The organism is Pseudomonas sp. MF7453, assembly GCF_016405455.1.
Classification (GTDB): Bacteria; Pseudomonadota; Gammaproteobacteria; order Pseudomonadales; family Pseudomonadaceae; genus Aquipseudomonas; species Aquipseudomonas paralactis.
In genome coordinates, this window is sequence record NZ_JAEKCN010000002.1 from 147,883 (window position 1) to 173,381 (window position 25,499).

The 25,499-nt window shown below is 60.2% G+C and carries 22 protein-coding genes; 13 read left to right on the forward strand and 9 right to left on the reverse strand.

Features of this window, described 5'->3' with window-relative positions; translation table 11 throughout:
* Window positions 1–22: 22 nt before the first annotated feature.
* A complete protein-coding gene (locus tag JFT63_RS05265) occupies window positions 23–361 on the reverse strand; it encodes a hypothetical protein (RefSeq protein WP_198843580.1) in 339 nt (112 codons plus the stop codon).
* A 183-nt stretch (window positions 362–544) separates the two neighbouring features.
* On the opposite strand from JFT63_RS05265, the gene JFT63_RS05260 reads away from it, so the two are divergent.
* Window positions 545–1,453, forward strand: coding sequence for a LysR family transcriptional regulator (locus tag JFT63_RS05260; protein WP_198843532.1), 909 nt, complete (start codon window positions 545–547; stop codon window positions 1,451–1,453).
* Between the two features lie 99 nt (window positions 1,454–1,552).
* Here the strand turns inward: JFT63_RS05260 and JFT63_RS05255 are convergent, their stop codons facing one another.
* From JFT63_RS05255 to dnaQ, 3 genes are all read right to left on the reverse strand, one after another.
* Entirely contained in the window at window positions 1,553–2,122 is a 570-nt protein-coding gene (locus JFT63_RS05255; protein ID WP_198843581.1) for a GNAT family N-acetyltransferase, read from the reverse strand.
* A 23-nt stretch (window positions 2,123–2,145) separates the two neighbouring features.
* Window positions 2,146–4,401, reverse strand: coding sequence for an Orn/Lys/Arg decarboxylase N-terminal domain-containing protein (locus JFT63_RS05250; protein ID WP_057702840.1), 2,256 nt, complete (start codon window positions 4,399–4,401; stop codon window positions 2,146–2,148).
* Between the two features lie 176 nt (window positions 4,402–4,577).
* Window positions 4,578–5,318 (reverse strand): DNA polymerase III subunit epsilon, encoded by a 741-nt coding sequence (dnaQ, locus tag JFT63_RS05245; RefSeq protein WP_164365998.1) that lies wholly within the window; start codon window positions 5,316–5,318, stop codon window positions 4,578–4,580.
* Window positions 5,319–5,521: 203 nt separating this feature from the next.
* Here dnaQ and JFT63_RS05240 point away from each other — a divergent pair, with 203 nt between their 5' ends.
* Window positions 5,522–5,827, forward strand: coding sequence for a DUF2388 domain-containing protein (locus JFT63_RS05240; RefSeq protein ID WP_057702838.1), 306 nt, complete (start codon window positions 5,522–5,524; stop codon window positions 5,825–5,827).
* A 35-nt stretch (window positions 5,828–5,862) separates the two neighbouring features.
* Here the strand turns inward: JFT63_RS05240 and rnhA are convergent, their stop codons facing one another.
* Window positions 5,863–6,315: a ribonuclease HI gene (rnhA, locus tag JFT63_RS05235; RefSeq protein ID WP_003173571.1), complete on the reverse strand. Its 453-nt coding sequence runs from the start codon at window positions 6,313–6,315 to the stop codon at window positions 5,863–5,865.
* A gap of 86 nt (window positions 6,316–6,401) precedes the next feature.
* Window positions 6,402–7,160: a class I SAM-dependent methyltransferase gene (locus JFT63_RS05230; protein WP_057702837.1), complete on the reverse strand. Its 759-nt coding sequence runs from the start codon at window positions 7,158–7,160 to the stop codon at window positions 6,402–6,404.
* 65 nt (window positions 7,161–7,225) lie between these two features.
* Between JFT63_RS05230 and gloB the strand changes: the two genes are divergently transcribed.
* The 8 genes from gloB (at window position 7,226) to JFT63_RS05190 (ending at window position 18,036) form a co-directional block, all read left to right on the forward strand.
* Window positions 7,226–7,993, forward strand: coding sequence for a hydroxyacylglutathione hydrolase (gene gloB / locus JFT63_RS05225; RefSeq protein WP_198843533.1), 768 nt, complete (start codon window positions 7,226–7,228; stop codon window positions 7,991–7,993).
* A 98-nt stretch (window positions 7,994–8,091) separates the two neighbouring features.
* Entirely contained in the window at window positions 8,092–9,492 is a 1,401-nt protein-coding gene (locus JFT63_RS05220; RefSeq protein WP_057702834.1) for a transglycosylase SLT domain-containing protein, read from the forward strand.
* 210 nt (window positions 9,493–9,702) lie between these two features.
* Entirely contained in the window at window positions 9,703–11,532 is a 1,830-nt protein-coding gene (locus JFT63_RS05215) for an extracellular solute-binding protein (protein ID WP_198843534.1), read from the forward strand.
* Complete coding sequence (locus JFT63_RS05210; RefSeq protein WP_198843535.1) at window positions 11,529–13,367, forward strand: extracellular solute-binding protein; 1,839 nt, start codon at window positions 11,529–11,531, stop codon at window positions 13,365–13,367. Before JFT63_RS05215 ends, JFT63_RS05210 begins: the two co-directional genes overlap by 4 nt.
* Window positions 13,368–14,441 carry a microcin C ABC transporter permease YejB gene (locus JFT63_RS05205; RefSeq protein ID WP_057702828.1) on the forward strand — a complete coding sequence of 358 codons (1,074 nt, stop codon included), beginning with the start codon at window positions 13,368–13,370 and terminating at the stop codon, window positions 14,439–14,441. It abuts the gene before it with no gap.
* 1 nt (window position 14,442) lies between these two features.
* Window positions 14,443–15,462, forward strand: a complete 1,020-nt coding sequence (locus JFT63_RS05200) for an ABC transporter permease (RefSeq protein WP_005788757.1) — start codon at window positions 14,443–14,445, stop codon at window positions 15,460–15,462.
* A gap of 1 nt (window position 15,463) precedes the next feature.
* Window positions 15,464–17,065 carry an ABC transporter ATP-binding protein gene (locus tag JFT63_RS05195; RefSeq protein ID WP_057702826.1) on the forward strand — a complete coding sequence of 534 codons (1,602 nt, stop codon included), beginning with the start codon at window positions 15,464–15,466 and terminating at the stop codon, window positions 17,063–17,065.
* 77 nt (window positions 17,066–17,142) lie between these two features.
* Window positions 17,143–18,036 (forward strand): AraC family transcriptional regulator, encoded by an 894-nt coding sequence (locus JFT63_RS05190; RefSeq protein ID WP_198843536.1) that lies wholly within the window; start codon window positions 17,143–17,145, stop codon window positions 18,034–18,036.
* Here the strand turns inward: JFT63_RS05190 and JFT63_RS05185 are convergent.
* Complete coding sequence (locus tag JFT63_RS05185; RefSeq protein WP_186561550.1) at window positions 17,978–18,565, reverse strand: LysE family translocator; 588 nt, start codon at window positions 18,563–18,565, stop codon at window positions 17,978–17,980. The genes JFT63_RS05190 and JFT63_RS05185 overlap by 59 nt on opposite strands.
* A 172-nt stretch (window positions 18,566–18,737) precedes the next feature.
* On the opposite strand from JFT63_RS05185, the gene JFT63_RS05180 reads away from it, so the two are divergent.
* Window positions 18,738–19,703 (forward strand): alpha/beta fold hydrolase, encoded by a 966-nt coding sequence (locus JFT63_RS05180; RefSeq protein WP_198843537.1) that lies wholly within the window; start codon window positions 18,738–18,740, stop codon window positions 19,701–19,703.
* A 135-nt stretch (window positions 19,704–19,838) separates the two neighbouring features.
* A complete protein-coding gene (locus JFT63_RS05175; protein WP_198843538.1) occupies window positions 19,839–20,195 on the forward strand; it encodes an alpha/beta hydrolase in 357 nt (118 codons plus the stop codon).
* Window positions 20,196–20,766: 571 nt separating this feature from the next.
* Here JFT63_RS05175 and JFT63_RS05170 read toward each other — a convergent pair.
* Window positions 20,767–23,403: an MGH1-like glycoside hydrolase domain-containing protein gene (locus tag JFT63_RS05170; protein WP_186563254.1), complete on the reverse strand. Its 2,637-nt coding sequence runs from the start codon at window positions 23,401–23,403 to the stop codon at window positions 20,767–20,769.
* A 217-nt stretch (window positions 23,404–23,620) separates the two neighbouring features.
* Here JFT63_RS05170 and hglS point away from each other — a divergent pair, with 217 nt between their 5' ends.
* Window positions 23,621–24,997 carry a 2-oxoadipate dioxygenase/decarboxylase HglS gene (gene hglS, locus JFT63_RS05165; protein ID WP_198843539.1) on the forward strand — a complete coding sequence of 459 codons (1,377 nt, stop codon included), beginning with the start codon at window positions 23,621–23,623 and terminating at the stop codon, window positions 24,995–24,997.
* A 136-nt stretch (window positions 24,998–25,133) separates the two neighbouring features.
* On the opposite strand, the gene JFT63_RS05160 is transcribed toward hglS, so the two are convergent.
* Window positions 25,134–25,358 (reverse strand): YdcH family protein, encoded by a 225-nt coding sequence (locus tag JFT63_RS05160; RefSeq protein ID WP_057702817.1) that lies wholly within the window; start codon window positions 25,356–25,358, stop codon window positions 25,134–25,136.
* Between the last annotated feature and the right edge of the window lie 141 nt (window positions 25,359–25,499).

The following is a 25,499-nucleotide window of genomic DNA, read 5'->3' on the forward strand; positions in this document are numbered from 1 at the left end:
GGCGTTGACTGGGCCGGGGTCATCAAGGGCTGCGCATCTGCGTTATTTCAATGCCCTGCTCGCTTTGTTTGAGCGTCACCACCAATTGCCCTCTTTCCCCCTCCACCGCATACATCGAGCGCTTGTAGCCCGACCGGTTGGACGCGGGATACGCCTCCACTTGCCTGATCAGGTTAACCGCCAACACGGCGCCCACCTGCTCGCTCACCTTTTCCTGGGAACGGATGAACGTTTCAAGTGCAAGCTCTTCAGGAGGGTGTTCAGTGGAGTCATTAAAGAGGTAAGCCGCCATGCACCCCACGGTCAAAAGGACCAGGAGTTGCTTGGCCGTCACCCCGAAGAACGTCGAGGGTAGAGGCATTTGAGACCAGACCTGTTTTTTGTTGTAAGTACCGGCAAGCCGGCATTGGTCGTTGCTGATCAGACGCACCATTCTAATGAGGTCATGGCCGAACGCCATAGGCCGGGGCGACCCGCGCAGTCTTTTTTGCGCCTGAAGGCCTGCACCATTGAATCCACTTCGCGCTGCACATAGACTCCGGCCATGCGTTTACGTCATATCGAAGTGATTCAGGCCATCTTGCAAACCGGACACCTGGGCACCGCCGCCGAATGGTTGCAACTCTCTGTGGGTGAAGTAGACGCCACGCTCAAGGATGCCGAGCTGCAATTGGGTTTTATGTTGTTTGCCAGCGTGCGCGGACGTTTGCAAGCAACGCACGAGACGCTGCAATTGCAGGCGCAGATCGTCCAGTTGTACGAAGCACTCGAACCGATGCAACGCCTGGCCGGCCGCTTGAAACATCACCACGCCGCGCCCCTGCGTGCGCTGTGCACCCCTCCCCTGGCCAATCAACTACTGCCGCAAAGCATTGCCATGCTGCGCAGACGCTTCCAGGACACGCCGTGCAACCTGTCGAGCCAGCCGACCCGGGAGATCGTCAGGAGCCTGCTGCTGCACGAAGCCGATGTGGGGCTGAGCCTGCATGACCCGCAACATCCACAAATTCAAAGCACCCCACTGGCCCAGGGCAAGCTGCAATTGCTCGCGCCCCACGGCTGGCTCAAACCCAAGCAGAAGTACATCGCGCTGCAGGATCTGGCCGGGCAGTCGCTGATCGGGCTGGAAGGCCACGACCCGCTGAGTCGTCTGCTGGACGCCAAACTGCAAGCCCTGCGCCCGCTGCCGGTGGTGCAGACGCGGGTACAGACCTACCAGATGATGCGCAGCATGGTTGAGGCCGGTGAAGGCTTGGCGATTGTCGATCCTTTTACCGCCTCTGGTGCCAGGGAAGCCGGGCTGGATGCGTGCCCGGTGTCGCCCCCCATAATGGTCAGCCTGTATGCACTCACCCTGAAAGACGGCGCCACCTCACCGGCATTGAATGCGCTGCTGGAGATTGTCACCCAGAAGGCCGAAAGTCTCCTGGGCGGCGACACAAACCTCTCGTAGGAGCGAGCTTGCTCGCGAAGGACGTGAACGGTTACGCGCTCATCCTGACGTAACGCGGCGCCTTTGCGTTTTTCGCGAGCAAGCTCGCTCCTACAGGGCTTAGATCGATCCCACTTCCGTCTTGAATAACCGATACCAGAAAATCGCCACTTCACGGGTTTGTGGATCAATCCCGCGATAACGCAATTGGTCGATCCCACCCATCACATACCCGCAGCGCTCATACAGGCGGCAAGCACCCAGATTATTGTTTTGGGTTTCCAACATCATGCCCGGCAGGTTTTTCTTGCGGGCCCAGAACTGCGCCACGTCCAGCAGCGCCTTGGCCACGCCATGACGTCGCGCCGGCAACACCACGGCCAACTCATCAACATGGGCAAAACCGTTCCAGTTGGTGCTGACCACCACGTGCCCTACCGCACGGTCATCCAGGTAGGCCATGAAGATCGCACTGTCGGCGGCATCGCGAAAGCTGGAGAACTCTTCAGGGTCGATGCCATAGCATTTGCGATACGGCAGGATGCGCTCCACCGGCCATTGATCGACACGCTGGCCCATCTGCGGAACGCCATAGGCGTCGACCTCGAAGCTGAAGTCATTGCCCCATACATAAGCGTCAAAACCTTCGTCGGCGACGCGCACACTGAGCCCTGGGTACTTCGGGTTCATCACAGCTTGCTGCATAAACATTCTTAACCCTTGATGCAATCGACGGTGTAACGACGGCCACTACCGTCATCTTCGTGTTGCAGCCCATGAACATCGGCGACAAAACCGGGGAAACTGCTATCGAACGTTCGGGCAAATGCCAGGTAGTCGATGATTGAACGCGTTGATTCTGTAAAGCGCTCGCCGGGCATGATCAATGGAATGCCCGGCGGATAAGGCACCAGCATTACGGCTGCGATGCGTCCTGGCAAGGCATCGATGGATACCGCTTCGACTTCGCCCCTCACCAGTTGGTCGTAGGCATCGGCGGGTTTCATCGCGATCTGCGGCAATACCGTGTACATGCGTTTGAGATGCTTGGCGGTGGCGTTGCTACGGTAACAGCTGTGCAACTGGTCGCAAAGATCGCGCAGGCCCATGCCCTGATAACGTACCGGCCCCTGGGCGTATACCGAAGGCAAACAACTGGCCAGGCTGACGTTGGCATCGTAACTGCGCTTGAACTCCAGCAACTCGGTGAGCAAGGTACTCCACTTGCCTTTGGTGATCCCCATGGAGAACAACACGAGGAACGAATACAACCCGGTTTTTTCCACCACCAGGCCGCGCTCCCAGAGAAACTTGCTGACCACCGCGGCGGGAATCCCGCAATCGCTCAAGGCGCCACCGGCATTGAGGCCGGGCATTACCAGGGTGACTTTGATCGGGTCCAGCAAGACATAATCTTCAGCCACGTCGCCAAAGCCATGCCAATCATCCTGAGGATGCAGTAGCCAGTCCGCCGTGGCAACGCGGTCGATACCCGCCACCGATTGCGGCTGCCAGATCGAAAACCACCAATCCTCGGCAGCAATATGCTGGCGCAGGTTGGCCAGCGCGCGGCGGAAACTCAAGGCCTCGTCGAACATCTCCTGCAGCAGCGAGCGCCCGGCCGGCCCTTCCATCATCGCCGAGGCGACGTCCAGCGAGGCGATGATGCTGTATTGCGGTGAAGTCGAGATGTGCATCATGAAGGCTTCGTTGAAACGGTCACGGTCCAGCTGCCGTGCACCGCCGTCCTGCACATGGATCATCGACGCCTGGCTGAATGCGGCCAGCAGTTTATGAGTGGAGTGGGTGGTAAATACCAGCGGGCTGTCCGGTGTGCGCAAGGTACCCATGCCATAGCGCCCGGCGAAAAACTCGTGAAATGCCGCATAGGCGTACCAGGCCTCATCGAAGTGCAGCACTTCTACGCTGTTACCCAATTGCTGCTTGATCAGTTCGGCGTTGTAGCACAGGCCGTCGTAGGTGGAATTGGTTACCACCGCCAGCTTCACCTTGGGTGGCCGGCCATGCGTCAACGGGCTGGCGTCGATCTTGGCGCGGATTGACTCGGGGCTGAATTCGCTCAGAGGGATCGGGCCGATGATCCCCAGCTCGTTGCGCTCCGGGCACAGGTACAGCGGGATAGCGCCGGTCATGATGATCGAGTGCAGTACTGACTTGTGACAGTTGCGGTCTACCAGCACCAGATCGTCGCGGCCAACCATGGAGTGCCAGACAATTTTGTTGGCGGTGGAAGTGCCGTTGATAACGAAGAATGTATGGTCGGCGCCAAAGTTGCGGGCGGCGCGGGCCTCGGCTTCGGCCAGGGGGCCGGTATGATCGAGCAACGAGCCCAGTTCAGGGACGGAAACAGACAAGTCCGAGCGCAGGGTGTTCTCCCCGAAAAACTGGTGAAATGCCTGCCCCACCGGGCTTTTGCGGTACGCCACGCCACCGCCATGGCCAGGGGTGTGCCAGGAATAATTGGAATCGGCAGTGTGCTGTACCAAAGCCTTGAAGAACGGCGGCAACAGCCCGTCCAGGTAAGTGCGTGCAGAGCGGGCGACCTGACGCGCCAGAAACGGCACGGTGTCTTCGAACAGATAAAGAATGCCACGCAGTTGGTTAAGCTCGCTCATTGCATCGGCCGGCGCATTTTCCAGGGTGACTTGCTCACCCAGGGCGAAGATCGGCAGGTTGGGTGCCCGCACCCGCGCCAGGCGAATCAGCTCGACCATGTTTTGCAGCAGGTGGGTATTTTCCCCGGCGCCTTCGGCGGCAATCAACATGCACGCCAAACCGTGATGGGTGGAGGCCACCAACCGCCCCTCGGCGTAGTCCACCGCAGAAAAGATACTGAAGCCCTCTTGTTCCAATTCCCTGGCGATGCCTCGAACCCGGTCACCGGCAACGGTGTCGGCCTTGATGTCACGGTGCACGATAAGAATGGGAAACTTGAGGTCTTTGTACATGAGCGCTCTTACTCCGGAGGGCTTTGCACTCAGGGTAGAAGCTGGAAGCGAATGTGGCGAATGAAGATTTTATCGGCAGTGGTGATCACATGTGCAAGCGCGCCTGCCTCACTGCCAGTCAGCTATAGAGAGGGTGCAGGCAATAGCTCCCTCGCCACAACACAAGCCTGCCACCACTACTGTTGCGTAAGTTGAGTCCACAACGCCGGCGCACCCGCTGCCTTGGCAATCGCTTCCAACCGCGCCACGTGCTCGGCCAGGTCTTGCTCGCTGGCACGAATGACCGGTGTCGGTTTGCGATCGGCCGGCAGGCGGCGGATTTCCGAAGGACGGTTGCCGGAGCCTTCCGCCGAGCCGCTGCCATCGGAGGCGTTACCCGCCAGGGACAGGCTGGTTTGCCCGCCGGTCATGGTCAGGTAAACGTCGGCCAGGATCTCGGAGTCGAGCAAGGCGCCGTGCAGTTCACGGCCGGAGTTATCAACGCCATAACGCTTGCACAAGGCATCAAGGCTGTTGCGCTGGCCCGGGTGACGCTCGCGGGCCATCATCAAGGTGTCGAGGATCGTGCAGTGCTGGGAAATGTCCGCACGGTCCGTCTGCCCCATCAGGGCAAATTCGTTGTTGATAAAGCCGATGTCGAACGCCGCGTTATGGATGATCAACTGCGCGCCGTTGATGAACTCGAAGAACTCATCGGCGACTTCGGCAAAGCGTGGCTTGCCCTTGAGGAATTCGTCGGTGATGCCGTGGACGCCGATCGCGCCTTCGTCACTGTCACGGTCTGGTTGCAGGTAAACGTGGAAGTGGCGGCCGGTCAGGCGGCGCCCCATCAGTTCGACGCAGCCGATTTCGATGATCCGGTGACCATCGGTCACCGGCATGCCGGTGGTTTCGGTATCGAGTACAACAGATCGGATGGCCATCAGGGTTCAGCTCTCAACGGTTTGGTACATTTCAAGGGGCGGGATATTAGCACGCTCCAGAACCGGTGCGCCCCATGGCAAACAGCCGCGGCGGCTCGCCCAACAGTTTTTTACAAGGTTTAGCAAACCTGCTGCAGTTTGCTGCCGTCCCTGTTGTTAGCCTGCACGCCCCTTCTTGATGCGGAATACCCGGATTCATGTGCACGTTTAAATGGCTGTTTATTCCCTGCCTGCTCTGCGCCGCCAGTGTGCAGGCCACCAGTTTCGTCATGACGACTGACGCGCTGGTAAGCCTGTCGATGAGTGCCACAGGAGGCACCAGCAGCAGCTTCAAGGACGACAAGATCGTGCTGGCGGCCAAGGCCGATGCCGCGTCGTTTATTGCAAGCCAGGGTGAAATACGCGGCGTTCAGTTGGAGTCGGCGTTCGAGCACATTCGCCGTTTGAGGGTGGATCTACACTGCACGGACGAGCAACTCGCCCGTGCGATCCTGGTGCTGTAACCGCCCGGCGTGAACGGCCGCTGCGGTGTTGCGGATCAGCTCTGCTTGTAGCCGCGCACTTCATCCACGCCACGATTGGCCAACTGGTCAGCGCGCTCGTTGCCAGGGTGGCCGATGTGCCCGCGCACCCATTTCCAGGTGATGTCGTGACGGTTGCATTGCTCATCGAGCAATTGCCACAAGTCGGCGTTCTTGACCGGCTCCTTGGCCGCCGTCTTCCAACCGCGCTTCTTCCAGTTGACCATCCACTCGTTGATGCCCTTCATCACGTATTGCGAGTCGGTCACCAGCAGCACGTTGCAGCGCCGCTTGAGTTCTTCCAGGCCACGAATGGCGCCCATCAGCTCCATGCGGTTATTGGTGGTGTTGGCTTCACCGCCCCACAGTTCCTTCTCCACGCCCTTGCACACCAGCAAGGCGCCCCAGCCGCCGGGGCCGGGGTTGCCCTTGCAGGCGCCATCGGTGAAGAGTTCTACGCTATCGGTCATCGGTTGTATCCATCAAAACGGGCTGGCGGTAATCGACCGACAGTATCCCGAGGCCGGGCAAACCGGCCTGAAATCAAAAAAGGAGTTTAGCGTTCGCTTTGCTTGCGGTTGACCTTGGCCAGCGGCATCGGCACGAGCTTTCCAATGGGCTGGCGCGCAACCTGGCGTACCGGCCGCAACCCGACCACGATCTTGCGCGCCACCAGCAGATAGAAGCCGCCGCCCGCTAGTTGCCAGGCACCCGCACGGCGTTCCCAGCCCGCCAGGCGACCCTGCCACTTGGCTGTCGCAAGCGGCGGACGATAGCACCCGAAGCGACGTTTCTCCAGCGCAAAGCCCAGCAGGTTCAGCCAGTCTGCCACCCGCGATGGCGAGATACAGCGCGCCTGACGCAGGCCATCATGGGCGAATACACGGCGCAAGCCCCAACTGCTCCAGGGGTTGATACCGACAATCAGCAAATGGCCACCAGGGCGCACGCTGCTCGCGGCTTCGCGCAGCAACCCATGGGGCGACAGGCAGAAATCCAGGCCATGCTGCAACACCACCACATCGGCGGCATGTTCGCTCAAGGGCCAGGCCTGTTCCTCACAGACGATTTCAACCCCCGGCAGCGGCGCGCCCAGGCGAACATTGCGTTGCACCTGCGGCGCCGATGGCGGCGTCTGAGCCGAGGGGCCGTAATGCACCAGATAGCCACCAAAGAACCGACCCAGCTCGTCATCGAGCATGCGCCGCTCTTCATCCAGCAGAAATTGTCCAATCGGCCCGGACAACCATTCACGGGCCGCGCTGATCAGGGCCAGCCACTCAGGATCGGCCTGGGCGAACGCTTTATCAGTCATTGCATTCTCCAACTCGCCTAGACGTTCTAAGATGCACCAATGTGTTCAGCTTGGCGAATCGAAGAATGATACAGATCAGTGCCCTACCCGCCTTCACCGACAACTACATCTGGTTGTTACAAGACCCGTCCACCCTGCGCTGCGCTGTGGTCGACCCCGGCGATGCCGCGCCGGTGCTGGCCTGGCTCAAGCACAACACCGAGTGGACCCTCAGCGACATTCTGGTCACCCACCATCACCATGATCATGTGGGCGGCGTCGAGCAACTGAAAAATATCACCGGCGCCAGGGTCTACGGCCCGGCCAACGAAAAGATTCCGGCGCGCGATGAAGCCCTGCAAGACAACGACCGCATCAGCGTACTGGGCTGGGACTTCGACGTGTACGCCGTGCCGGGGCACACGCTGGGGCATATTGCCTTTTATCACCAGGGCGTGTTGTTGTGTGGCGATACGCTGTTCGCTGCCGGTTGCGGTCGCCTGTTCGAGGGCACGCCGGAGCAGATGCATGCCTCCTTGCAGCGCCTGGCCGCCCTGCCTGCCGACACACTTGTGTACTGCACCCATGAATACACACAAAGCAACCTCAAGTTTGCCCAGGCGGTCGAACCGGATAACGCCGATATCGCTGAACGTGTGAAAAATGTCGCCCAACTTCGCTCCCGTGGCGAGATCACGCTGCCTTCGAGCCTGGCCATGGAAAAACTCACAAATCCATTTTTACGCACCGCTGAAACATCCGTTAAACAAAAAGCGGACGAACGGAACGGCCGCGACAACCGCTCTGGGGCCGAGGTGTTTGCTAGCTTGAGGGCCTGGAAAGATAAGTTCTAACAGGATGCAATCTGATACGTAATTTCTGAATGGTTGACCGGAACCAAAGCGCTTTCTAGAATCGCCCGACATTTTTGCCCGGAACTTACTTCCAGCCAATGTCGTCATCTATTCGTAAATCCATTTCTTCAGACGCATTGACCCGCCTGGCTCAAGCCGTGGCGGTGGCCGTTTCCGCAACTCTGGCGGGCTGCCAATCGACTAATTACGCTGCACAATCCACCGTGCAACCCAAACCCAATCTTGCTGCCAAGATTAAGCAAAAACCTATTTGGCTATCAGAGAAGCCCAGCCCCGAAGTGCCCCAGGATGTCTGGGAACGCATGCGTCGGGGCTTTCAATTGCAGGACGGTGTCGGCGTCAACCCACGCATTGAGCAACAGCGCTTGTGGTTCGCCAGCAACCCATCATTTTTGGAAAATGCCGGTGAGCGCGGCAGCCTCTACATTCATTACATCGTCGAACGCCTTGAAGAACGCAACATGCCTCTGGAGCTGGCCCTGCTGCCAGTGATTGAAAGTGCCTACAACCCGATGGCCTATTCGCGCAGCGATGCGGTCGGCTTGTGGCAGTTCATTCCCTCCACCGGGCGCTACTTCAACCTGCGTCAGACCCGCGCCTACGATGGCCGCCGCGACATTACCGCTTCCACCACCGCCGCCCTGGACTATCTGACGCGTCTGCATGACATGTTCAACGGCGACTGGCTGCTGGCTCTGGCGGCCTACAACGCCGGCGAAGGTACGGTCAGCCGGGCGATCGAGCGCAACGAAAAGCTTGGCCTGCCCACCGACTACTGGAACCTGCCCCTGCCCCAGGAAACCAAGGACTACGTGCCCAAGTTCCTGGCCTTGTCCCAGGTGGTTCTGGCGCCCGAGGCTTATGGCGTCAACCTGAACCCGATTGCCAACACACCGTATTTCGAAGTGGTTGAAGTCAAGCAAAGCATGGACCTCTCACGGGTTGCCGCGCTGGCCGAGATCGACGAAGACGAACTGTTCCAGCTCAACCCGGCCTTGAAACAACGTACCACCCTGGACGGCCCCCAGCATTTGCTGGTGCCGACCTCCAAGGCGCAGTTGCTCACCAGCACCCTTTCGACGATGAAGCCGGAAGAGTTGCTGAGTATGCGCCCAAAAAAGCCGGTGTTCGACGAAGTCGAGTCCAAGGCGGTTGCCGGGCGTACCCGCAGCTACAAAGTGCGCAGTGGCGACAACCTTACGCTGATCGCCAAAGCCAACAAGGTCGATGTGCATGACCTGCAGCGCTGGAACAAGCTCAACGGCCAGTCACTCAAGGTCGGCCAGACCCTGGTGATGCAGGACACCCGCAAGGCTGCCGCGAAAAAACCGGTGCAGTACAAGGTAAAAAAAGGCGACTCGTTGTACATGGTCGCCAAGCGTTTCAACGTTGAGATGCAACATCTCAAGCGTTGGAACCCGCGCACGGGCCAGGCGCTGAAGCCGGGGCAAATGCTAGTGGTGTCGGGGCCAAGATAAAGCCCTCAAGAACACCGGAGGCTAATGTGGGAGGGGGCTTGCTCCCGATAGCAGTGGGTCAGTCAGCCTATGTACTGGCTGACATGCCGCTATCGGGAGCAAGCCCCCTCCCACATTGGATCGCCATCGCCCTAACTGGCTTTTTCCAACCGGAACAAGCTGTTACTGTACCGATCATAAAGCCCAAGCCGCCTGGATCGGATCTCTGACTTGAAGCGTCCTCTCCTTCTACTAATAAGTCTGGCCTTGAGCTTTGCTGCGAACGCGACGATTACCGAAAGCCACGGTTACGCGCAGTTCGGCTCACTCAAGTACCCGGCCAAGTTCACCCATTACGATTGGGTAAACCCTGCAGCGCCCAAAGGCGGCACACTGCGGGTCATGGCCTTTGGCACGTTCGACACGCTCAACCCCTATACCTTCAAGGGCACCAGCCCGGTTTCTACCGGCAACTTCCTGCAATACGGCGTCAATGAGCTGAACGAACCCTTAATGGTCGGCACCGGCCAGTACGCGCCGTCAGGGGATGAGCCCACTTCCAGCTATGGCCTGATTGCCCAGTCAGTGGAATACAGCGAAGACCGCAGTTGGGTGGTGTTCAACCTGCGCCCCGAAGCGCGCTTTCACGACGGCAAGCCGATCACCGCCGCAGACGTGGCGTTTTCCTATCGCACCCTGCTGACCGAAGGCCACCCGCAATACCGTACCAACCTGCAGGAAGTGGCCAGGGTCGATATTCTCAACCGCCACCGCATCCGTTTTGTGTTCAAGCGCGCCGGCAACCCATTGCTGATCCTGCGCCTGGGCGAGTTGCCGGTGCTGCCCCTGCACTACTGGAAGAACCGCGACTTCAAGGCCACCACCTTCGAGCCGCCGCTGGGCAGCGGGCCATACCGCATGACCAAAGTCACCCCGGGCCGGCAGTTGGTGTTTGAGCGGGTCAAGGATTACTGGGGCAAGGACCTGCCGGTCAACCGCGGCTTCTACAACTACGATAAGGTCGAGGTGGAGTTCTATCGCGACAGCGACGTGGCTTTTGAAGCCTTCAAGGCCGGTGAATTCGACATTTATATCGAGCATCAAGCCAAGAACTGGGCCACGGGTTACAACTTCCCGGCGGTCAATCGGGGCGATGTGATCAAGGCGCAGATTGCCCACCAGATCCCCACACAGAGCCAGGGTCTGTTCATGAATACCCGGCGGCCCGCCTTCAGCCAGGCCAAGGTCCGCGAAGCCCTGGGGTTGATGTTCGATTTTGAGTGGACCAACCGTACCCTGTTCAGCAGCGCGTATAAGCGTTCGGTGAGCTATTACCCCAACAGTGATTTTTCGGCCACCGGCCTGCCAGTGGGCCATGAATGGCTGATGCTCTCGCCCTACCGCGACCAACTGCCGGCCGCACTGTTTACCCAGCCGTTCAGCCTGCCGCAAACCGACGGTCGCGGCATCCCTCGCGAAACGCTGCGTCGCGCCCTGGCCCTGCTCGGCGAAGCGGGCTGGAAACTGTCGGGGCAACGCCTGCTCGACAAGGATGGGCAACCGCTGCGCCTGGAGATCCTGCTGGTCAATCCGAACCTTGAGCGCATCCTGCAACCTTATGTCGAAAATCTGACCCGTATCGGCATCGACGCCCGCTTGCGCACCGTCGACCGGGCACAGTACAAACAGCGCCTCGATCAATTCGATTTCGACATGATTCTGATGACCCTCAACCAGACCTTGAGCCCCGGTCTTGAGCAGTGGCAGTACTTTCACTCCAGCCAGGCCGCGATCAAGGGCAGCAAGAACTACGCCGGCATCGCCAGCCCGGTGGTCGACCACCTGCTGGATCAACTACTGGCGGCGCAGACCCGCGAACAACAACTGGCCGCCGGCCGTGCCCTGGACCGCGTGCTGCTGTGGCAGCACTACAGCATTCCCAACTGGTACCTCAACTATCATCGCCTGGCGTACCGCAACCGGTTCGCCTTCGTTACCACGCCACCCTATAGCCTGGGCCTGAGTGCGTGGTGGCTGAAAGCTTCGGAGAAAGCCCAATGATGTCTTTGCATACTACCCTGCTCGCCAGCCTGTTGCTGTGCACTGCGGCCCAAGCCGCCCCGCAACACGCGCTGACCCTCTACAACGAGCCGCCCAAGTACCCCGCCGACTTCAAGCATTTCGACTACGTCAACCCCGACGCCCCCAAAGGCGGCACCTTCCGCGAATCGGCCATGGGCGGCTTCGACAGCCTCAACCCCTACATCAGCAAGGGCGTGCCGGCGGATAATCTGCCGTTGATCTACGACACCCTGGCCATGCAAAGCCTGGATGAACCCATCACCGAATACGGGCTGGTGGCCGGCAAGATCGAAAAAGCCCCGGACAACAGCTGGGTACGTTTCTACCTGCGCCCCGAAGCGCGCTTCCACGATGGCCACCCGATGCGCGCCGAAGACGTGGTGTTTACCTTCCAGACCCTGATCAAGGACGGTAACCCGCTCTACCGCAACTACTACGCCGATGTCGACGAAGTGGTGGCCGAAGACCCGTTGCGTGTGTTGTTCAAGTTCAAACGCACCAACAACCGCGAACTGCCGCTGATCCTCGGCCAGTTGCCGGTGCTGCCCAAGCACTGGTGGGCGACTCGCGACTTCTCCAAGGGCAACCTGGAAGCGCCCCTGGGCAGCGGGCCGTACCAGGTGTCGGAGGTCAAGCCTGGACGCATGATTCGCTACGAGCGGGTCAAGGATTATTGGGCCAAGGACCTGCCGGTGAACAAGGGCTTCTACAATTTCGACACCCGCATCACCGATTACTACCGTGACAGCACGGTCTCCCTGGAAGCCTTGAAGGCCGGGCAGTTCGATTACTGGCTGGAATTCAGCGCAAAGAACTGGGCCAATGCCTATAACATCCCGGCGGTGACCCAGGGCCGACTGATCAAGGAAGAGATCCCCAACGGCAACCCCACCGGTATGCAGGGTTTTGTATTCAATATGCGCAAGCCGATGTTCCAGGATGTGCGAGTGCGCAAGGCGATCAGCCTGTTACTGGATTTCGAATGGAGCAACAAGCAGCTGTTCAATGGCGCGTACACACGGACTCGCAGCTATTTCGAAAACTCGGAAATGGCCGCCACCGGTCTACCCGGCCCGGACGAGCTGGCAATCCTTGAGCCGTTGCGCGACAAGATCCCGCCCGAAGTCTTCACCCAGGCTTTCGAACCTTCCAAAACCGATGGCAGCGGCATGATCCGCACCCAGCAGCGTGAGGCTTACCAGCTGTTGCAAGCGGCCGGCTGGAAGATTGTCGATGACAAGATGGTCGACAGCACCGGCAAACCGGTGACTATCGAATTCCTGCTGGCCCAGACCGAGTTCGAACGCATCCTGCTGCCGTTCAAGCGCAACCTGGCCGACTTGGGTATCGACCTGGTGATTCGCCGGGTGGATGTCTCGCAGTTCGTCAACCGCCTGCGCTCACGGGATTTCGACATGCTGGTGGGCAGCTTCCCGCAGTCCACCTCGCCCGGTAACGAGCAGCGCGAATTCTGGAAATCGTCCAGCGCCGACAAGCCCGGCAGCCGCAACTACATGGGCCTCAAGGATCCGGCCGTCGACCAGTTGGTCGAAGCGCTGATCGATGCCGGCTCACGCCAAAGCCTGATTGCCCACGCCAGGGCACTCGATCGCGTACTCCAGTTTGGTTACTACGTGGTGCCCAATTGGCACATCAAAACTTTCCGCGTCGCGTACTGGGACCATTTGGGTCATCCCAAGGTCTCGCCACGCTACGACGTGGGCACGGCCACCTGGTGGGCCAAGCCTGACGTCAAACCGGCGGTATCCCTGGACACGACGCAAAACGCCGATGCGGCGAGCGGAGGCGATTAAATGCTGGCCTATATTGTTCGCCGCCTGTTGCTGATCATCCCCACGCTGTTCGGGATTTTGCTGATCAACTTTGTGATCATCCAGGCCGCCCCCGGCGGGCCGGTGGAGCAGATGATCGCCAAGCTGGAAGGCTTCGAGGGTGCCACCAGCCGCATTGCCGGGGGCGGAGCCGAAGTTGCGGTGGCCGGTTCCAGCTACCGCGGGGCTCAGGGCCTGGACCCGGCGCTGATCAAGGAAATCGAAAAGATGTACGGCTTCGACAAATCGGCGCCGGAACGCTTGTGGATTATGGTCAAGAACTACGCCCGGCTGGATTTCGGCGACAGCTTTTTCCGTGACGCCAAGGTCATCGACCTGATCAAGGAAAAGATGCCGGTGTCCATCTCCCTGGGATTATGGAGCACCCTGATCATGTACCTGGTGTCGATCCCGCTGGGGATCGCCAAGGCCACGCGACACGGCAGTCACTTCGATGTGTGGACCAGCTCGGCCATCATCGTCGGCTATGCGATTCCGGCATTCCTGTTTGCGATCCTGCTGATCGTGGTGTTTGCCGGCGGCAGTTACCTGGACTGGTTCCCTCTGCGCGGGCTGACCTCCAACAACTTCGATGAGTTGAGCACCGGCGGCAAGATCCTCGATTACTTCTGGCACTTGGCCTTGCCCGTCACCGCACTGGTGATCGGTAACTTCGCGACCATGACCCTGCTGACCAAAAACAGCTTTCTCGACGAGATCAACAAGCAATACGTGGTCACCGCCAAGGCCAAAGGGCTGACCAACCACCGCGTGCTTTACGGCCACGTGTTTCGCAATGCGATGCTGCTGGTGATCGCCGGCTTCCCTTCCGCCTTCATCGGTATCTTCTTTACCGGCTCATTGCTGGTGGAAGTGATCTTCTCCCTCGACGGCCTGGGCCTGATGAGCTTTGAAGCAGCCATCAACCGCGACTACCCGGTGGTATTCGGCACGCTGTTTATCTTCACCCTGCTGGGGCTGATCGTAAAACTGATCGGTGACCTCACCTATACCCTGGTCGATCCTCGTATCGACTTCGCCAGCCGGGAGCATTGAGATGAATTTGTCCCCCCTCAATCGCCGCCGGTTCGAGCGGTTCAAGGCCAACAAACGTGGCTGGTGGTCGCTGTGGCTGTTCCTGATCCTGTTCGGGCTGAGCCTGGGCGCAGAGCTGATCGCCAACGACAAACCCCTGGCCGTGCATTACGACGGCGACTGGTATTTCCCGGCGCTCAAGCGCTACCCGGAGACCACCTTCGGCGGCGAATTCCCTCTGGAAGCCAACTACAAGAGCCCGTACATCCAGGAGCTGCTCAAGGCCAAGGACGCCTGGACCTTGTGGGCGCCGATCCCGTTCAGCTACCAGAGCATCAACTACGACCTGAAGGTACCCGCCCCCGCGCCCCCTTCAAGCGTTAACCTGCTGGGCACCGATGACCAGGGCCGAGACGTGCTGGCGCGGGTGATCTACGGTTTTCGGGTGTCGGTGCTGTTTGCCCTGACCCTGACCGTGCTCAGCTCGATCATCGGCGTGATTGCCGGCGCGTTGCAGGGGTTCTATGGCGGCTGGGTCGACCTGGCCGGGCAGCGCTTTCTGGAGATCTGGTCGGGGCTGCCGGTGCTCTACCTGCTGATCATCCTCGCCAGCTTCGTGCAACCCAACTTCTGGTGGCTGTTGGGGATCATGCTGCTGTTTTCCTGGATGAGCCTGGTGGATGTGGTGCGCGCCGAGTTCCTGCGCGGGCGAAACCTTGAATACGTGCGTGCAGCGCGGGCGCTGGGTATGCAGAACGGCGCGATCATGTTCCGCCATATCCTGCCCAATGCGATGGTCTCGACCATGACCTTTTTGCCGTTCATCCTCACCGGCGCCATCGGCACCCTCACTGCCCTGGATTTCCTTGGCTTTGGCCTGCCGGCGGGCTCACCGTCGCTGGGTGAACTAGTGGCCCAGGGCAAATCCAACCTGCAAGCGCCGTGGCTGGGCATGAGTGCCTTTGCGGTGCTGGCGATCATGTTGAGCCTGCTGGTGTTTATCGGCGAGTCCGCTCGCGATGCGTTCGACCCGAGGAAATGAGATGAATCCGGACAATCTGATCGAAATCCGCGACCTCAGTGTCGAGTTCGTCACCGGTGAACATCACCACCGCGTGGTCAACCAGGTGAGTTTTGACATCAAGCGGGGTGAAACCCTGGCACTCGTCGGCGAAAGCGGCTCCGGAAAATCGGTGACGGCGCACTCGATTCTGCGGCTGCTGCCCTACCCGTTGGCGCGGCACCCGTCCGGCACTATCGAATACGCCGGGCAAGACCTGCTGACCCTTAAAGAAAAGACCCTGCGGCATATTCGCGGCAACCGCATTGCGATGATCTTCCAGGAGCCGATGACTTCCTTGAATCCGCTGCACTCGATCGAAAAACAGATCAATGAAGTGCTCGGGCTGCATAAGGGCCTGACCGGCAAGGTCGCCACCCGGCGCACCCTGGAATTGCTGGAGCTGGTGGGTATCCCCGAACCGCACAAACGCCTCAAGGCGCTGCCCCACGAATTGTCCGGCGGCCAGCGCCAGCGTGTGATGATCGCCATGGCCTTGGCCAATGAGCCGGAGTTGCTGATCGCCGATGAGCCGACCACAGCGCTGGACGTTACCGTGCAGTTGAAGATCCTGGAATTGCTCAAGGAGTTGCAGGCGCGGCTGGGCATGGCGCTGTTGCTGATCAGCCACGACCTCAACCTGGTGCGACGCATCGCCCATCGCGTGTGTGTGATGCAGCAAGGTTGCATCGTGGAGCAGGCCGAGTGCGAGACACTGTTCCAGTCGCCCCAGCATCCCTATACCCAGGAATTATTGGCGGCGGAGCCCAGCGGCGGCCCGGCCGGCAACGAGGTCGGGCCACCGCTGCTGGAAGTGGATGACCTGAAAGTCTGGTTCCCGATCAAGAAGGGCTTTTTGCGCAACACCGTGGATTACGTCAAGGCGGTGGACGGCATCAACTTCAGCCTGCCCCAGGGGCAGACGCTTGGCATCGTCGGTGAAAGCGGCTCGGGCAAGTCCACCCTGGGCCTGGCGATTTTGCGCCTGATCGGCAGCAAGGGCGGGATTCGCTTCGAAGGCCAGCAGCTGGACAGGCTTACCCAGCAACAGGTGCGCCCGTTGCGCCGGGAAATGCAGGTGGTGTTCCAGGACCCGTTCGGCAGCTTGAGCCCGCGCATGTGTGTCAGCGAAATCGTCGGCGAGGGCTTGCGTATCCACAAGATGGGCACGCCTGACGAGCAGGAAGCAGCGATTATCGCGGCGCTCAAGGAGGTGGGTCTGGACCCCGACTCCCGCCACCGCTACCCCCACGAATTCTCCGGTGGCCAACGTCAACGCATCGCCATCGCCCGCGCCCTGGTGCTCAAGCCGCGCCTGATCCTGCTGGACGAACCCACCTCGGCCCTGGACCGCACGGTACAACGCCAGGTGGTTGAATTGCTGCGCGGGTTGCAGGCCAAGTACAACCTGACCTACCTGTTTATCAGCCATGACCTGGCGGTGGTGAAGGCGCTCAGTCACCAACTGATGGTGGTCAAGCAAGGGCAGGTGGTGGAGCAAGGCGATGCGAAGGCCATTTTTGCCGACCCACAACATGCCTACACTCGCCAGTTGCTCAAGGCCGCCTTTTTGGTACCGGCCTGACGTCACATTGAGGCTGACGCCACTGGCGGTGTGTGTAAAGATCAGCCCTCGATCTCTCAAGGGATGGAACCACCGCCATGTCGCTGAACACCCCTGCCCGCCCCGCTCAGGCGCCTTGTTTCTGGCGCGACGAACGCTTGCCGTTTATCGAGGCGCGCACCATTGCCGACGGACGCAAGGTTACCTACACCCGGCACGCCCACGAGCACTTTTCCATCGGCGCGATTACCTGCGGGCGCAGTTATTACCACTACGGCACACAGACGTTCGAGATCAGCGCAGGCACCGTGGTGCTGATGAACCCCGGCGACGTACATGCCTGTAACCCTATCCGCAATGAGCACTGGTCCTACCATATGCTCTACCTCGATAGCCCCTGGCTGACCGACCTGCAGCACCAGTTGGGTTTCAGCACCGACCAGGGTTACCGCCCGTTCAACACCCCACATACCCGGGACACCTCGCTGTACAGCGGCTTATTGGCGTTGTACCGACTGCTGGTGGATGAGCAGGCCGAACTGCTGCACAAACAGAGCGCGCTGGTAGGTTACTTCAGCGAAGTTCAGCAGCGCTTGAACCCGTCGCTTACGCCGGTACGGGAGGTCAATCACAAGCTGGAGCGCGCTGCGGATTTCATCCGTGAACACTGCACCGAGGCGTTGAAACTGGAGGATATTTGCCTGGCGGCCGAGCTGTCGCCGTCGTACCTGATTCGCGCGTTCAAGCAATATTACGGGCTGACACCCCATGCCTTCCTGGTCAATCACCGTATCCAGTTCGCCCGCGCTCGATTGCGCGACGGCGAACTGATTGCCGATGTCGCCCTGGCCGCAGGCTTTGCCGACCAGGCGCACTTCCAGCGCACGTTCAAACAACACTTTGCCGCCACGCCCGGGCAGTACCGCGAGAACCTCAAGCCATCAGCAAATAACCCACACTGGCCACCAGCAACCCGGCCATGGAGCGGTTAAACAGGCGCACGCCCTGCGGGTTGTTCAAGTAGCGACGCAAAAACGTCCCCGCGTACGCCCAGCACGCCACCGACAGGTAGCAAATCACCAGGTAAAGCGCCGCAAACAGCCACACTTGCCTGGCATCGCCATCGGCCACGAACAAGCCCATGCCCGCGACACAGGCCAGCCAGGCTTTGGGGTTGAGCCATTGCATGATCGCGCCGTACAGCATCGATGGCGCGCTAGCTGCACCTTCGGCGTCCAGACGACCGTCATCCATCGCCAGTTTCCAAGCCATGTACAACAGGAAAGCCACCCCGCCCCACTGGATCAGCTGGGTCAGTATTGGCCAGCGCACCAGTACTTCATGCAGCCCCAGGCCGATCAATACCAGCAGTAACGTGAAGCCGACTGCCGCGCCGAACACATGTTTCTGGCTGGCGGCAAAGCCAAAACGTGCGCCGCTGCTCAAGGCGACCACATTGACCGGTCCAGGGGTGATGGAGGTGGCCAGGGCGAAAGCGGCCATGGAAATGATCAAGCTCATTGCAGTCCCTCTTGTTATGTCAAACACAGGTGACATCACGGTAAAGGCTCAGACACTGCGGATATTGAACAAAATGCCCCTTGGTGAACATTTGTGGTGATTCTGTAAAGGCGTGATTCCAGGCCACCTATCTCGGTTAAGGTAGGCGCCCTTTGGCCCTGACTCACTCTTCATGTCAACACTCAAGCACCTGCTGGTACTGCTGCCGCTGATCCTCATGTCCCAGTCTGCCCACGCCCAACCCGACGCTGTGCGCTGGCAGCCGTGCACCGACAGCCCGTTCGACAATTGGTTTGACGCTGAGCCACCAGAGGATCTGCTGTGCGGCTATGTTGAGGCGCCTTTGGGATATTCGGGCAACGCCAAGGCGGACAAGGTACGGCTGGCGCTGACCCGCTTGCCTGCCACTGGCGCCAAACAGGGCAGCGTAGTGGTGATCAGCGGCGGGCCGGGGCTGCCCGGCATCAACCCCTTCCTGGCCGATGACGACACCGTGGCCAGGCTCACGCGGTCCTACGACATTATCGGCTACGACCCGCGAGGCGTGGGGCAGTCAACACCGAAGATTTCCTGTGCCTTGCCCCAGCGTGACGAAAAAATGGTCATCGACGAAAACGACGTTGGCGCCTTGGAAGCCCAGGCCCGCAAAACCCTGGCCGCCTGCATCGAACATACCGGCGCAAAGGTCTTGCAGCACATGGGTACCGACGACGCGGTCAATGACCTTGATGTAATCCGGGCTGCGTTGGGCGAACCCGGTTTAACCGCAGTGGCCTACTCCTACGGCACCCAGGTCGCGGCGCTGTATGCCGAACGCTTTGCAGCGCACACCCGTGCATTGGTGCTGGACGGTGTGGTGGACCTTTCAGAGGACGATTACACCCAGCTACTGAATCAGGCTCGCGGCTACCAGCAAACCTTCAAACGCTTTGCAGCGTACTGCGCAAAAAACCGTGACTGCCCTTTACCGCCCGATGAGGCGGGAGCGACCAAGGCGTTTCATCAATTGTTACGCCAGGTATACGACACAGCCTTGATCACGCCCGATGGGGACGAAGTGACCGCCGACGACCTATTGACCACCACTCAAGCGCTGCTGCTGTGGTCCGACCGCTGGCCCGAGCTGATGGCTTTGTAGCACAAGGCCAACGACGGGATCGCCGATGAACAGGTAGCCGGGCTGATTGACGAGAACGTCGGGGAAGATGCCGATGATGCCCTGAGCGTAATCTCTTGTGCAGACGTCGCAATCCCCGGTCGCGATGTCCAGTTATTGCGCAAGCAGAGACAGGCGATTCGAGAGGCCTCGCCCTTCACCAATTACCTGGCTGTGCAACAGTCGGGCTTGGAACTGTGCGACCTGTGGCCATGGCGCGGCACACTTTCAGCCCACGTGCCAGTGGCCGCACCGAACCTGCCTCCGTTGTTGTTTGTCGGCCAGCAATTCGATCCGACCACGCCCTACATCAACGCGCGGCAGATGGCGAAATGGTTTAAAAGCCCACTGGTCACCCGTGAGGGAGACGGGCACACCCTGGTGCTCAACGGCATCGACCGCTGCGTGGACGAGGCTGTCGTCGACTATCTGCTGGCGCCTCATGAAACAAGACCGGACAAGACCTGCCGCTAGCCAAATGCACAAGTCGGCACCTCGCCCAGATCGATGCGTCCCTATAATCATGGGTACCTACACAACTTTGCAGTCGCCAACAGTAACCACGATGCGAAGCGAGCCGCTCTTGATCTTGATCTGCTTTTGATCTCAGGCGCCCCGTCAAACCACGCTGGCCGGAATTCGACAGGGATTTGGGGGGTAAACCGGCAGGGATGCCGGTTTAGCCGCCCCGCGCCATGGATGGCGCGTGGCGGCGGCCCCCCAAATCCATGGCGGATTACGGGCACACCGAGCCTAGGCGAGGTGCCGAGTGGTGGGGCAAGAGCCCTTTGGTTACTTTGGGGCTCTTTTCCAAAGTGACCCGCTGTAAAAGCGGAACCCATAGCAGCCATTACCCAAATAACGGATATATACTCGGTCTAATCCAACATCCTGGCCGGCTATCAGGCCGCCATCGGGAACAAGCCCCCTCCCACATTCAAACCCCTCCCACAGTAGAGTCGCGGGGTATCAGTTCAATAGTCGGCCGCTGCCGGCCTTCACGGGAGCAAGCTCCCTCGCCACAGGTCCCGCGTCGCGCCGGGCGCTAGACCTTTGGCTGCAGCAGCAAAGCGACCAGCGCACTCCACCCCGTCTGGTGCGACGCGCCCAACCCTCGCCCGGTCTCGCCATGAAAGTACTCATGAAACAACACCAGATCGCGGCTGGCCGGGTCCGCCTCCAACTGCGCATACCCCGCCATGGATGGCCGCAGGCCATTTTCATCGCGCAGCAATAGCCCAGTCAGACGCTGGCTGAGGCTGTCGGCCACTTCCTCAAGGGACGCCAGATAACCGCTGCCTGTGGGGTATTCCACAGAAAAATTATCCGCGTAGTAGCGGTGAAACTCGCGCAGCGACTCGATCAGCATGTAGTTCACCGGCATCCACAGCGGCCCGCGCCAATTGGAGTTGCCGCCGTACAGGCGTGAGTCGGATTCGCCAGGCTGGTAACGGGCGCACAGGGTGTCGCCATTCATCTTCAGCGCCAGGGGTTGCTCGGCAAAGGCCTTGGACAAGGCGCGCACACCGAAGGCCGACAAAAACTCCTGGTCGTCCAACATACGGCGCAGCAAATCCTTGGTACGCTCGCCACGCAGCAGCGCCAACAACAAGCGATTGCCCTGCCCCGGTTCGTTCCAGCGCGAGACCAGTTTGGCAAGGTCAGGCCGGTGATGCATAAACCCCAGCAAACGCTCGCGCAGGCCTTCCAAGCCCTCATGCTCGCGCTGTTCCAGCACCAGCACGGCGAACAACGGCATCAGGCCAACGATAGAACGCAGGCGCACCGGTTCGCTCTGGCCGTCGGGACGGTGCAGCACGTCATAGAAGAACAGGTCCTGCTCATCCCACAAGCCTTCGGCGCTGTCATCGACGCGGTTGATCGCGCCGGCGATATACAGGAAGTGCTCGAAAAACTTCACCGCAATGTCCACGTACACGGCGTTGCGCTTGGCCAGCTCCAGTCCGATACGCATCAGGTCCAGGGCATAGGCCGCGACCCAGGCAGTGCCATCGGCCTGGTCCAACTGATAGCCCGGCGGCAGCGTGGCCGAGCGGTCGAACAAGGCGATATTGTCCAGGCCCAGAAATCCACCCTGGAACAGGTTGCGGCCTTCGGCGTCCTTGCGGTTGACCCACCAGGAAAAATTCAGCAGCAGCTTGTGGAAGATCCGCTCCAGAAAGTCCATATCGCCCACGCCGGTTAGCGCCTTATCCTGCTGATACACCCGCCAGCTCGCCCATGCATGTACCGGCGGGTTGGCGTCGTCAAAGCGCCATTCGTAGGCGGGCAACTGGCCGTTGGGGTGCATGAAGCGGTCTTTCACCAGCAGCAGCAACTGCTGCTTGGCGTAGCCGGGATCGATCAGCGCGATGGCCACCGCCTGGAAGCCTTGGTCCCAGGAGGCATACCACGGGTATTCCCAGGTGTCGGGCATGGACAGGATGTCGAAGTTGGACAAATGCCGCCAATGGCTATTGCGCGCGTGCAGACGCTCGGGCGGCGGCGCAGGCTGAGCCGGGTCGCCGTCGAGCCACTGATTGACGTCGAAATAGTACAACTGCTTGGACCACAGCAAGCCGGCCAGGGCCTGGCGCTGCACATTGCGCGCATCGTCGTCGGTGATGCCTTGTTGCAGGGCCGCGTAGAAGTCATCGGCCTCCTGACGGCGCTGTTCAAACAGCTTGCGGGCATTGACCTGGGGCGCGCCCACTGGGGCAAAGCGCACATACAGGATTTTGCTTTCCAGGCCCGCCAGTTCAAGCATGAACCGCGCCGCCACCTTGGTGCCCGAATCCCGGCGGATCGCCGACTCCACACCCGCTACCACGTAATCGTTGATGCCATCCTTGAACGGCCCCGGCGCCGGTTGCCCGCCCAATTTTCGAACATTTGTCTCGTTTTCGCAGAACAACCATTGCAGTCCATCCTGGCCCCAGGCGCTGAGCTGGCGATCGTCAAGCTCATGATGACGGGCCAGCACGCGGTCGCCGTCCAGCGTCAATCTGGGTTTGGGCGCATCAAAGGTCCAGCTCCAGTCATTGCGCGCCCACAGCTGGGGCAGCACCTGCAGACGTGTCGATTGGTCCGAGCGGTTGTGCACGGTCACACGCATGAACATATCGTCGGGCTGGTGCTTGGCGTACTCAACGCTGATGTCGCAGTAACGGTTGTCTTCAAACACCCCGGTATCGAGGATTTCATACTCGCTATCGCCCAGCCCACGGCGGGCGTTTTCAGCGATCAGGTCGGTATAGGGAAAGGCGGCATGGGGGTATTTGTAGAGCATGCGCATGTAGGCATGGCTCGGTACGCCATCGACGAAAAAGTACAGTTCCTTGACGTCTTCACCGTGGTTGCCTTCGGCGTTATTGAGGCCGAACAGGCGCTCCTTGAGGATCGCGTCACGCTCATTCCACAGCGCCAGGCCCAGGCACCAGCGTTGCGCCTTGTCGCTGAAACCGGCCAGGCCATCCTCGCCCCAGCGATAGGCGCGGCTGCGCGCCTGTTCATGGGGGAAGGACGCCCAGGCGTCGCCATCGGCGCTGTAGTCTTCGCGCACGGTGCCCCACTGGCGTTCGCTCAAGTACGGGCCCCATTCACGCCAACGCTCGGCATCTTGCGTCGCCAGGCGCTGGCCTTCAATCGTGTCAAGCAGGCGGGTTGCGGGTACGGCCGTCATAGGGTTCTCCATCACCTACACAGTGAGGCGCAGTGTAGAACCCAATGGCGCCCGGTTGCACATGAAGACTTGGAAGAGGCGGGTTTTGCTCCTGTTCATGGCAGCTCATTCATTTGCAGAATGAAGTCCAGAGGAATCTTCGTTTGCAAGCCGGCCTGCGCCTCAACAAAATCGGGGAAAGGTCACTTTCCTCGCCACAGCCATCAGGAATTTTTCTATGCACGCCAACGCACATGTCAGCCCCGATGAGATCCGCAAGGGCTTTTCCAAGGCCATGTCCGACATGTACCGCGATGAAGTGCCGCTGTACGGCGCGCTGCTCGAACTAGTGGCCCACACCAATGCACGCGTACTCGACAGCCAACCCGAGCTGGTGCAGCAGTTGCAGCGCACCGGAGAAATCCAGCGCCTGGACATGGAGCGCCATGGCGCCATCCGCCTGGGCACTGCCGCAGAACTGGCAACCATCAGCCGCCTGTTCGCGGTCATGGGTATGCAACCGGTGGGCTACTACGACCTCACCCCCGCGGGCGTGCCGGTGCATTCCACTGCCTTTCGCGCCGTGCATGAACACGCGCTGCAAACCAGCCCGTTTCGGGTGTTCACTTCACTGCTGCGCCTGGAGCTGATCGAAAACCTGGAGCTGCGCGCCTTTGCCGAAAGTGCCCTGGCCAAGCGCTCGATCTTCACCCCCGGCGCACTGGCGCTGATCGAGCAGGCAGAAACACAGGGCGGCTTGAATGCCAGCGACGCCCAGGCTTTTATCCGCGAGGCCCTGGAGACGTTCCGCTGGCATAACACCGCCACCGTCACAGGGGCGCAATACGAGCAGCTGAGCAACCAGCACCGCCTGATCGCCGATGTGGTCGCCTTCAGGGGCCCGCACATCAACCACCTCACGCCACGCACCCTGGACATCGACCAGGTACAGGCCGCCATGCCCGGCAAAGGCATTACGCCCAAAGCCGTGATCGAAGGCCCACCGCGGCGCCAGTGCCCGATCCTGCTGCGCCAGACCAGCTTCAAAGCGCTCGACGAACCTATCGCCTTCAGCGACGCCCAGGGTAGCCACAGCGCACGCTTTGGCGAAATCGAACAACGCGGCGTAGCGCTCACGCCCAGAGGCCGCGCCCTGTATGACCAACTGCTGAACGCCGCCCGCGATGAGCTGGGCGCGTTCCCCAATGAGGCCAACGCCGAGCGTTATGTGCAGTTGATGGAACAACACTTCCAGGTGTTTCCCGACAACCATGCGCAGATGCGCGAACAGGGCCTGGCTTACTTTCACTACTTCGTGACCGACCATGGCCTGGCCGCACGCGGCCACGCGGATCAGCCGCGCACGCTGGAAGCACTGGTCAGCGCCGGTCACGTCGCGATCGAGCCATTGGTGTATGAGGATTTTCTGCCGGTAAGTGCGGCGGGGATCTTCCAGTCAAACCTGGGGGACGCAGCGCAGAGTCGCTACGCGGCCAATGCCAATCAGGCTGAATTCGAACAGGCGCTGGGCCGCAAGACGATGGATGAATTGCAGCTCTATGGCCAGACGCAGCAGCGTTCTATCGATGAATGCATGGCAACGCTGCTGCCATAAAGAGGATGCCCACCCGGCTCAGCAGCACAATCCTTGCGCCGCAACAGTCCCCAGAGCCGGGTGGACGGGGCGCATCATAAAGACACAGCCCTGCAATGTCGCGCATACAAATCTGAACAAATATTGCCGTTTGCGCCTAGCCCAATCGCCCGGCGATCTCGTCCTTGATCAGCAGCCGTTTCTTCTTCAGGTTTTCCACTTCCTCATCGCTGGCACTGGCTTTTTCCGCTTTCAGTACATTCGCGTCGGCGTCGTCATATTGAGTGAGCAGCGAATCCAGCCGTTTGTCCTCCGCCCTGCGCTTGTGAACGTCTTCCTTGCTGACACCCAAGTCCTGATACAGGTCGTGTTTCACTGGCATGGCGTACCTCCACAGATTGATCAATGGTCTACGCCCTTGAAGCTAGCCCATTCCAATGGGTCTTGTCATGTTTGAGGTCAATACAGCCCCGTTCGTCGCGCTGCATCCGATGGGATCAAACCTTTGCCGTGCCCTGCCCTC

Coding starts and splice junctions, on each gene's coding strand:
- JFT63_RS05160 (WP_057702817.1), bottom strand. CDS start 25,358: ATGCCAGTGAAACACGACCTGTATCAGGACTTGGGTGTCAGCAAGGAA.
- JFT63_RS05180 (WP_198843537.1), top strand. CDS start 18,738: ATGTCAACACTCAAGCACCTGCTGGTACTGCTGCCGCTGATCCTCATG.
- JFT63_RS05170 (WP_186563254.1), bottom strand. CDS start 23,403: ATGACGGCCGTACCCGCAACCCGCCTGCTTGACACGATTGAAGGCCAG.
- rnhA (WP_003173571.1), bottom strand. CDS start 6,315: ATGACCGATAGCGTAGAACTCTTCACCGATGGCGCCTGCAAGGGCAAC.
- JFT63_RS05210 (WP_198843535.1), top strand. CDS start 11,529: ATGATGTCTTTGCATACTACCCTGCTCGCCAGCCTGTTGCTGTGCACT.
- JFT63_RS05260 (WP_198843532.1), top strand. CDS start 545: ATGCGTTTACGTCATATCGAAGTGATTCAGGCCATCTTGCAAACCGGA.
- JFT63_RS05240 (WP_057702838.1), top strand. CDS start 5,522: ATGTGCACGTTTAAATGGCTGTTTATTCCCTGCCTGCTCTGCGCCGCC.
- JFT63_RS05255 (WP_198843581.1), bottom strand. CDS start 2,122: ATGAACCCGAAGTACCCAGGGCTCAGTGTGCGCGTCGCCGACGAAGGT.
- gloB (WP_198843533.1), top strand. CDS start 7,226: ATGATACAGATCAGTGCCCTACCCGCCTTCACCGACAACTACATCTGG.
- JFT63_RS05185 (WP_186561550.1), bottom strand. CDS start 18,565: ATGAGCTTGATCATTTCCATGGCCGCTTTCGCCCTGGCCACCTCCATC.
- JFT63_RS05250 (WP_057702840.1), bottom strand. CDS start 4,401: ATGTACAAAGACCTCAAGTTTCCCATTCTTATCGTGCACCGTGACATC.
- JFT63_RS05220 (WP_057702834.1), top strand. CDS start 8,092: ATGTCGTCATCTATTCGTAAATCCATTTCTTCAGACGCATTGACCCGC.
- JFT63_RS05195 (WP_057702826.1), top strand. CDS start 15,464: ATGAATCCGGACAATCTGATCGAAATCCGCGACCTCAGTGTCGAGTTC.
- hglS (WP_198843539.1), top strand. CDS start 23,621: ATGCACGCCAACGCACATGTCAGCCCCGATGAGATCCGCAAGGGCTTT.
- JFT63_RS05205 (WP_057702828.1), top strand. CDS start 13,368: ATGCTGGCCTATATTGTTCGCCGCCTGTTGCTGATCATCCCCACGCTG.
- JFT63_RS05190 (WP_198843536.1), top strand. CDS start 17,143: ATGTCGCTGAACACCCCTGCCCGCCCCGCTCAGGCGCCTTGTTTCTGG.
- JFT63_RS05200 (WP_005788757.1), top strand. CDS start 14,443: ATGAATTTGTCCCCCCTCAATCGCCGCCGGTTCGAGCGGTTCAAGGCC.
- JFT63_RS05265 (WP_198843580.1), bottom strand. CDS start 361: ATGCCTCTACCCTCGACGTTCTTCGGGGTGACGGCCAAGCAACTCCTG.
- JFT63_RS05230 (WP_057702837.1), bottom strand. CDS start 7,160: ATGACTGATAAAGCGTTCGCCCAGGCCGATCCTGAGTGGCTGGCCCTG.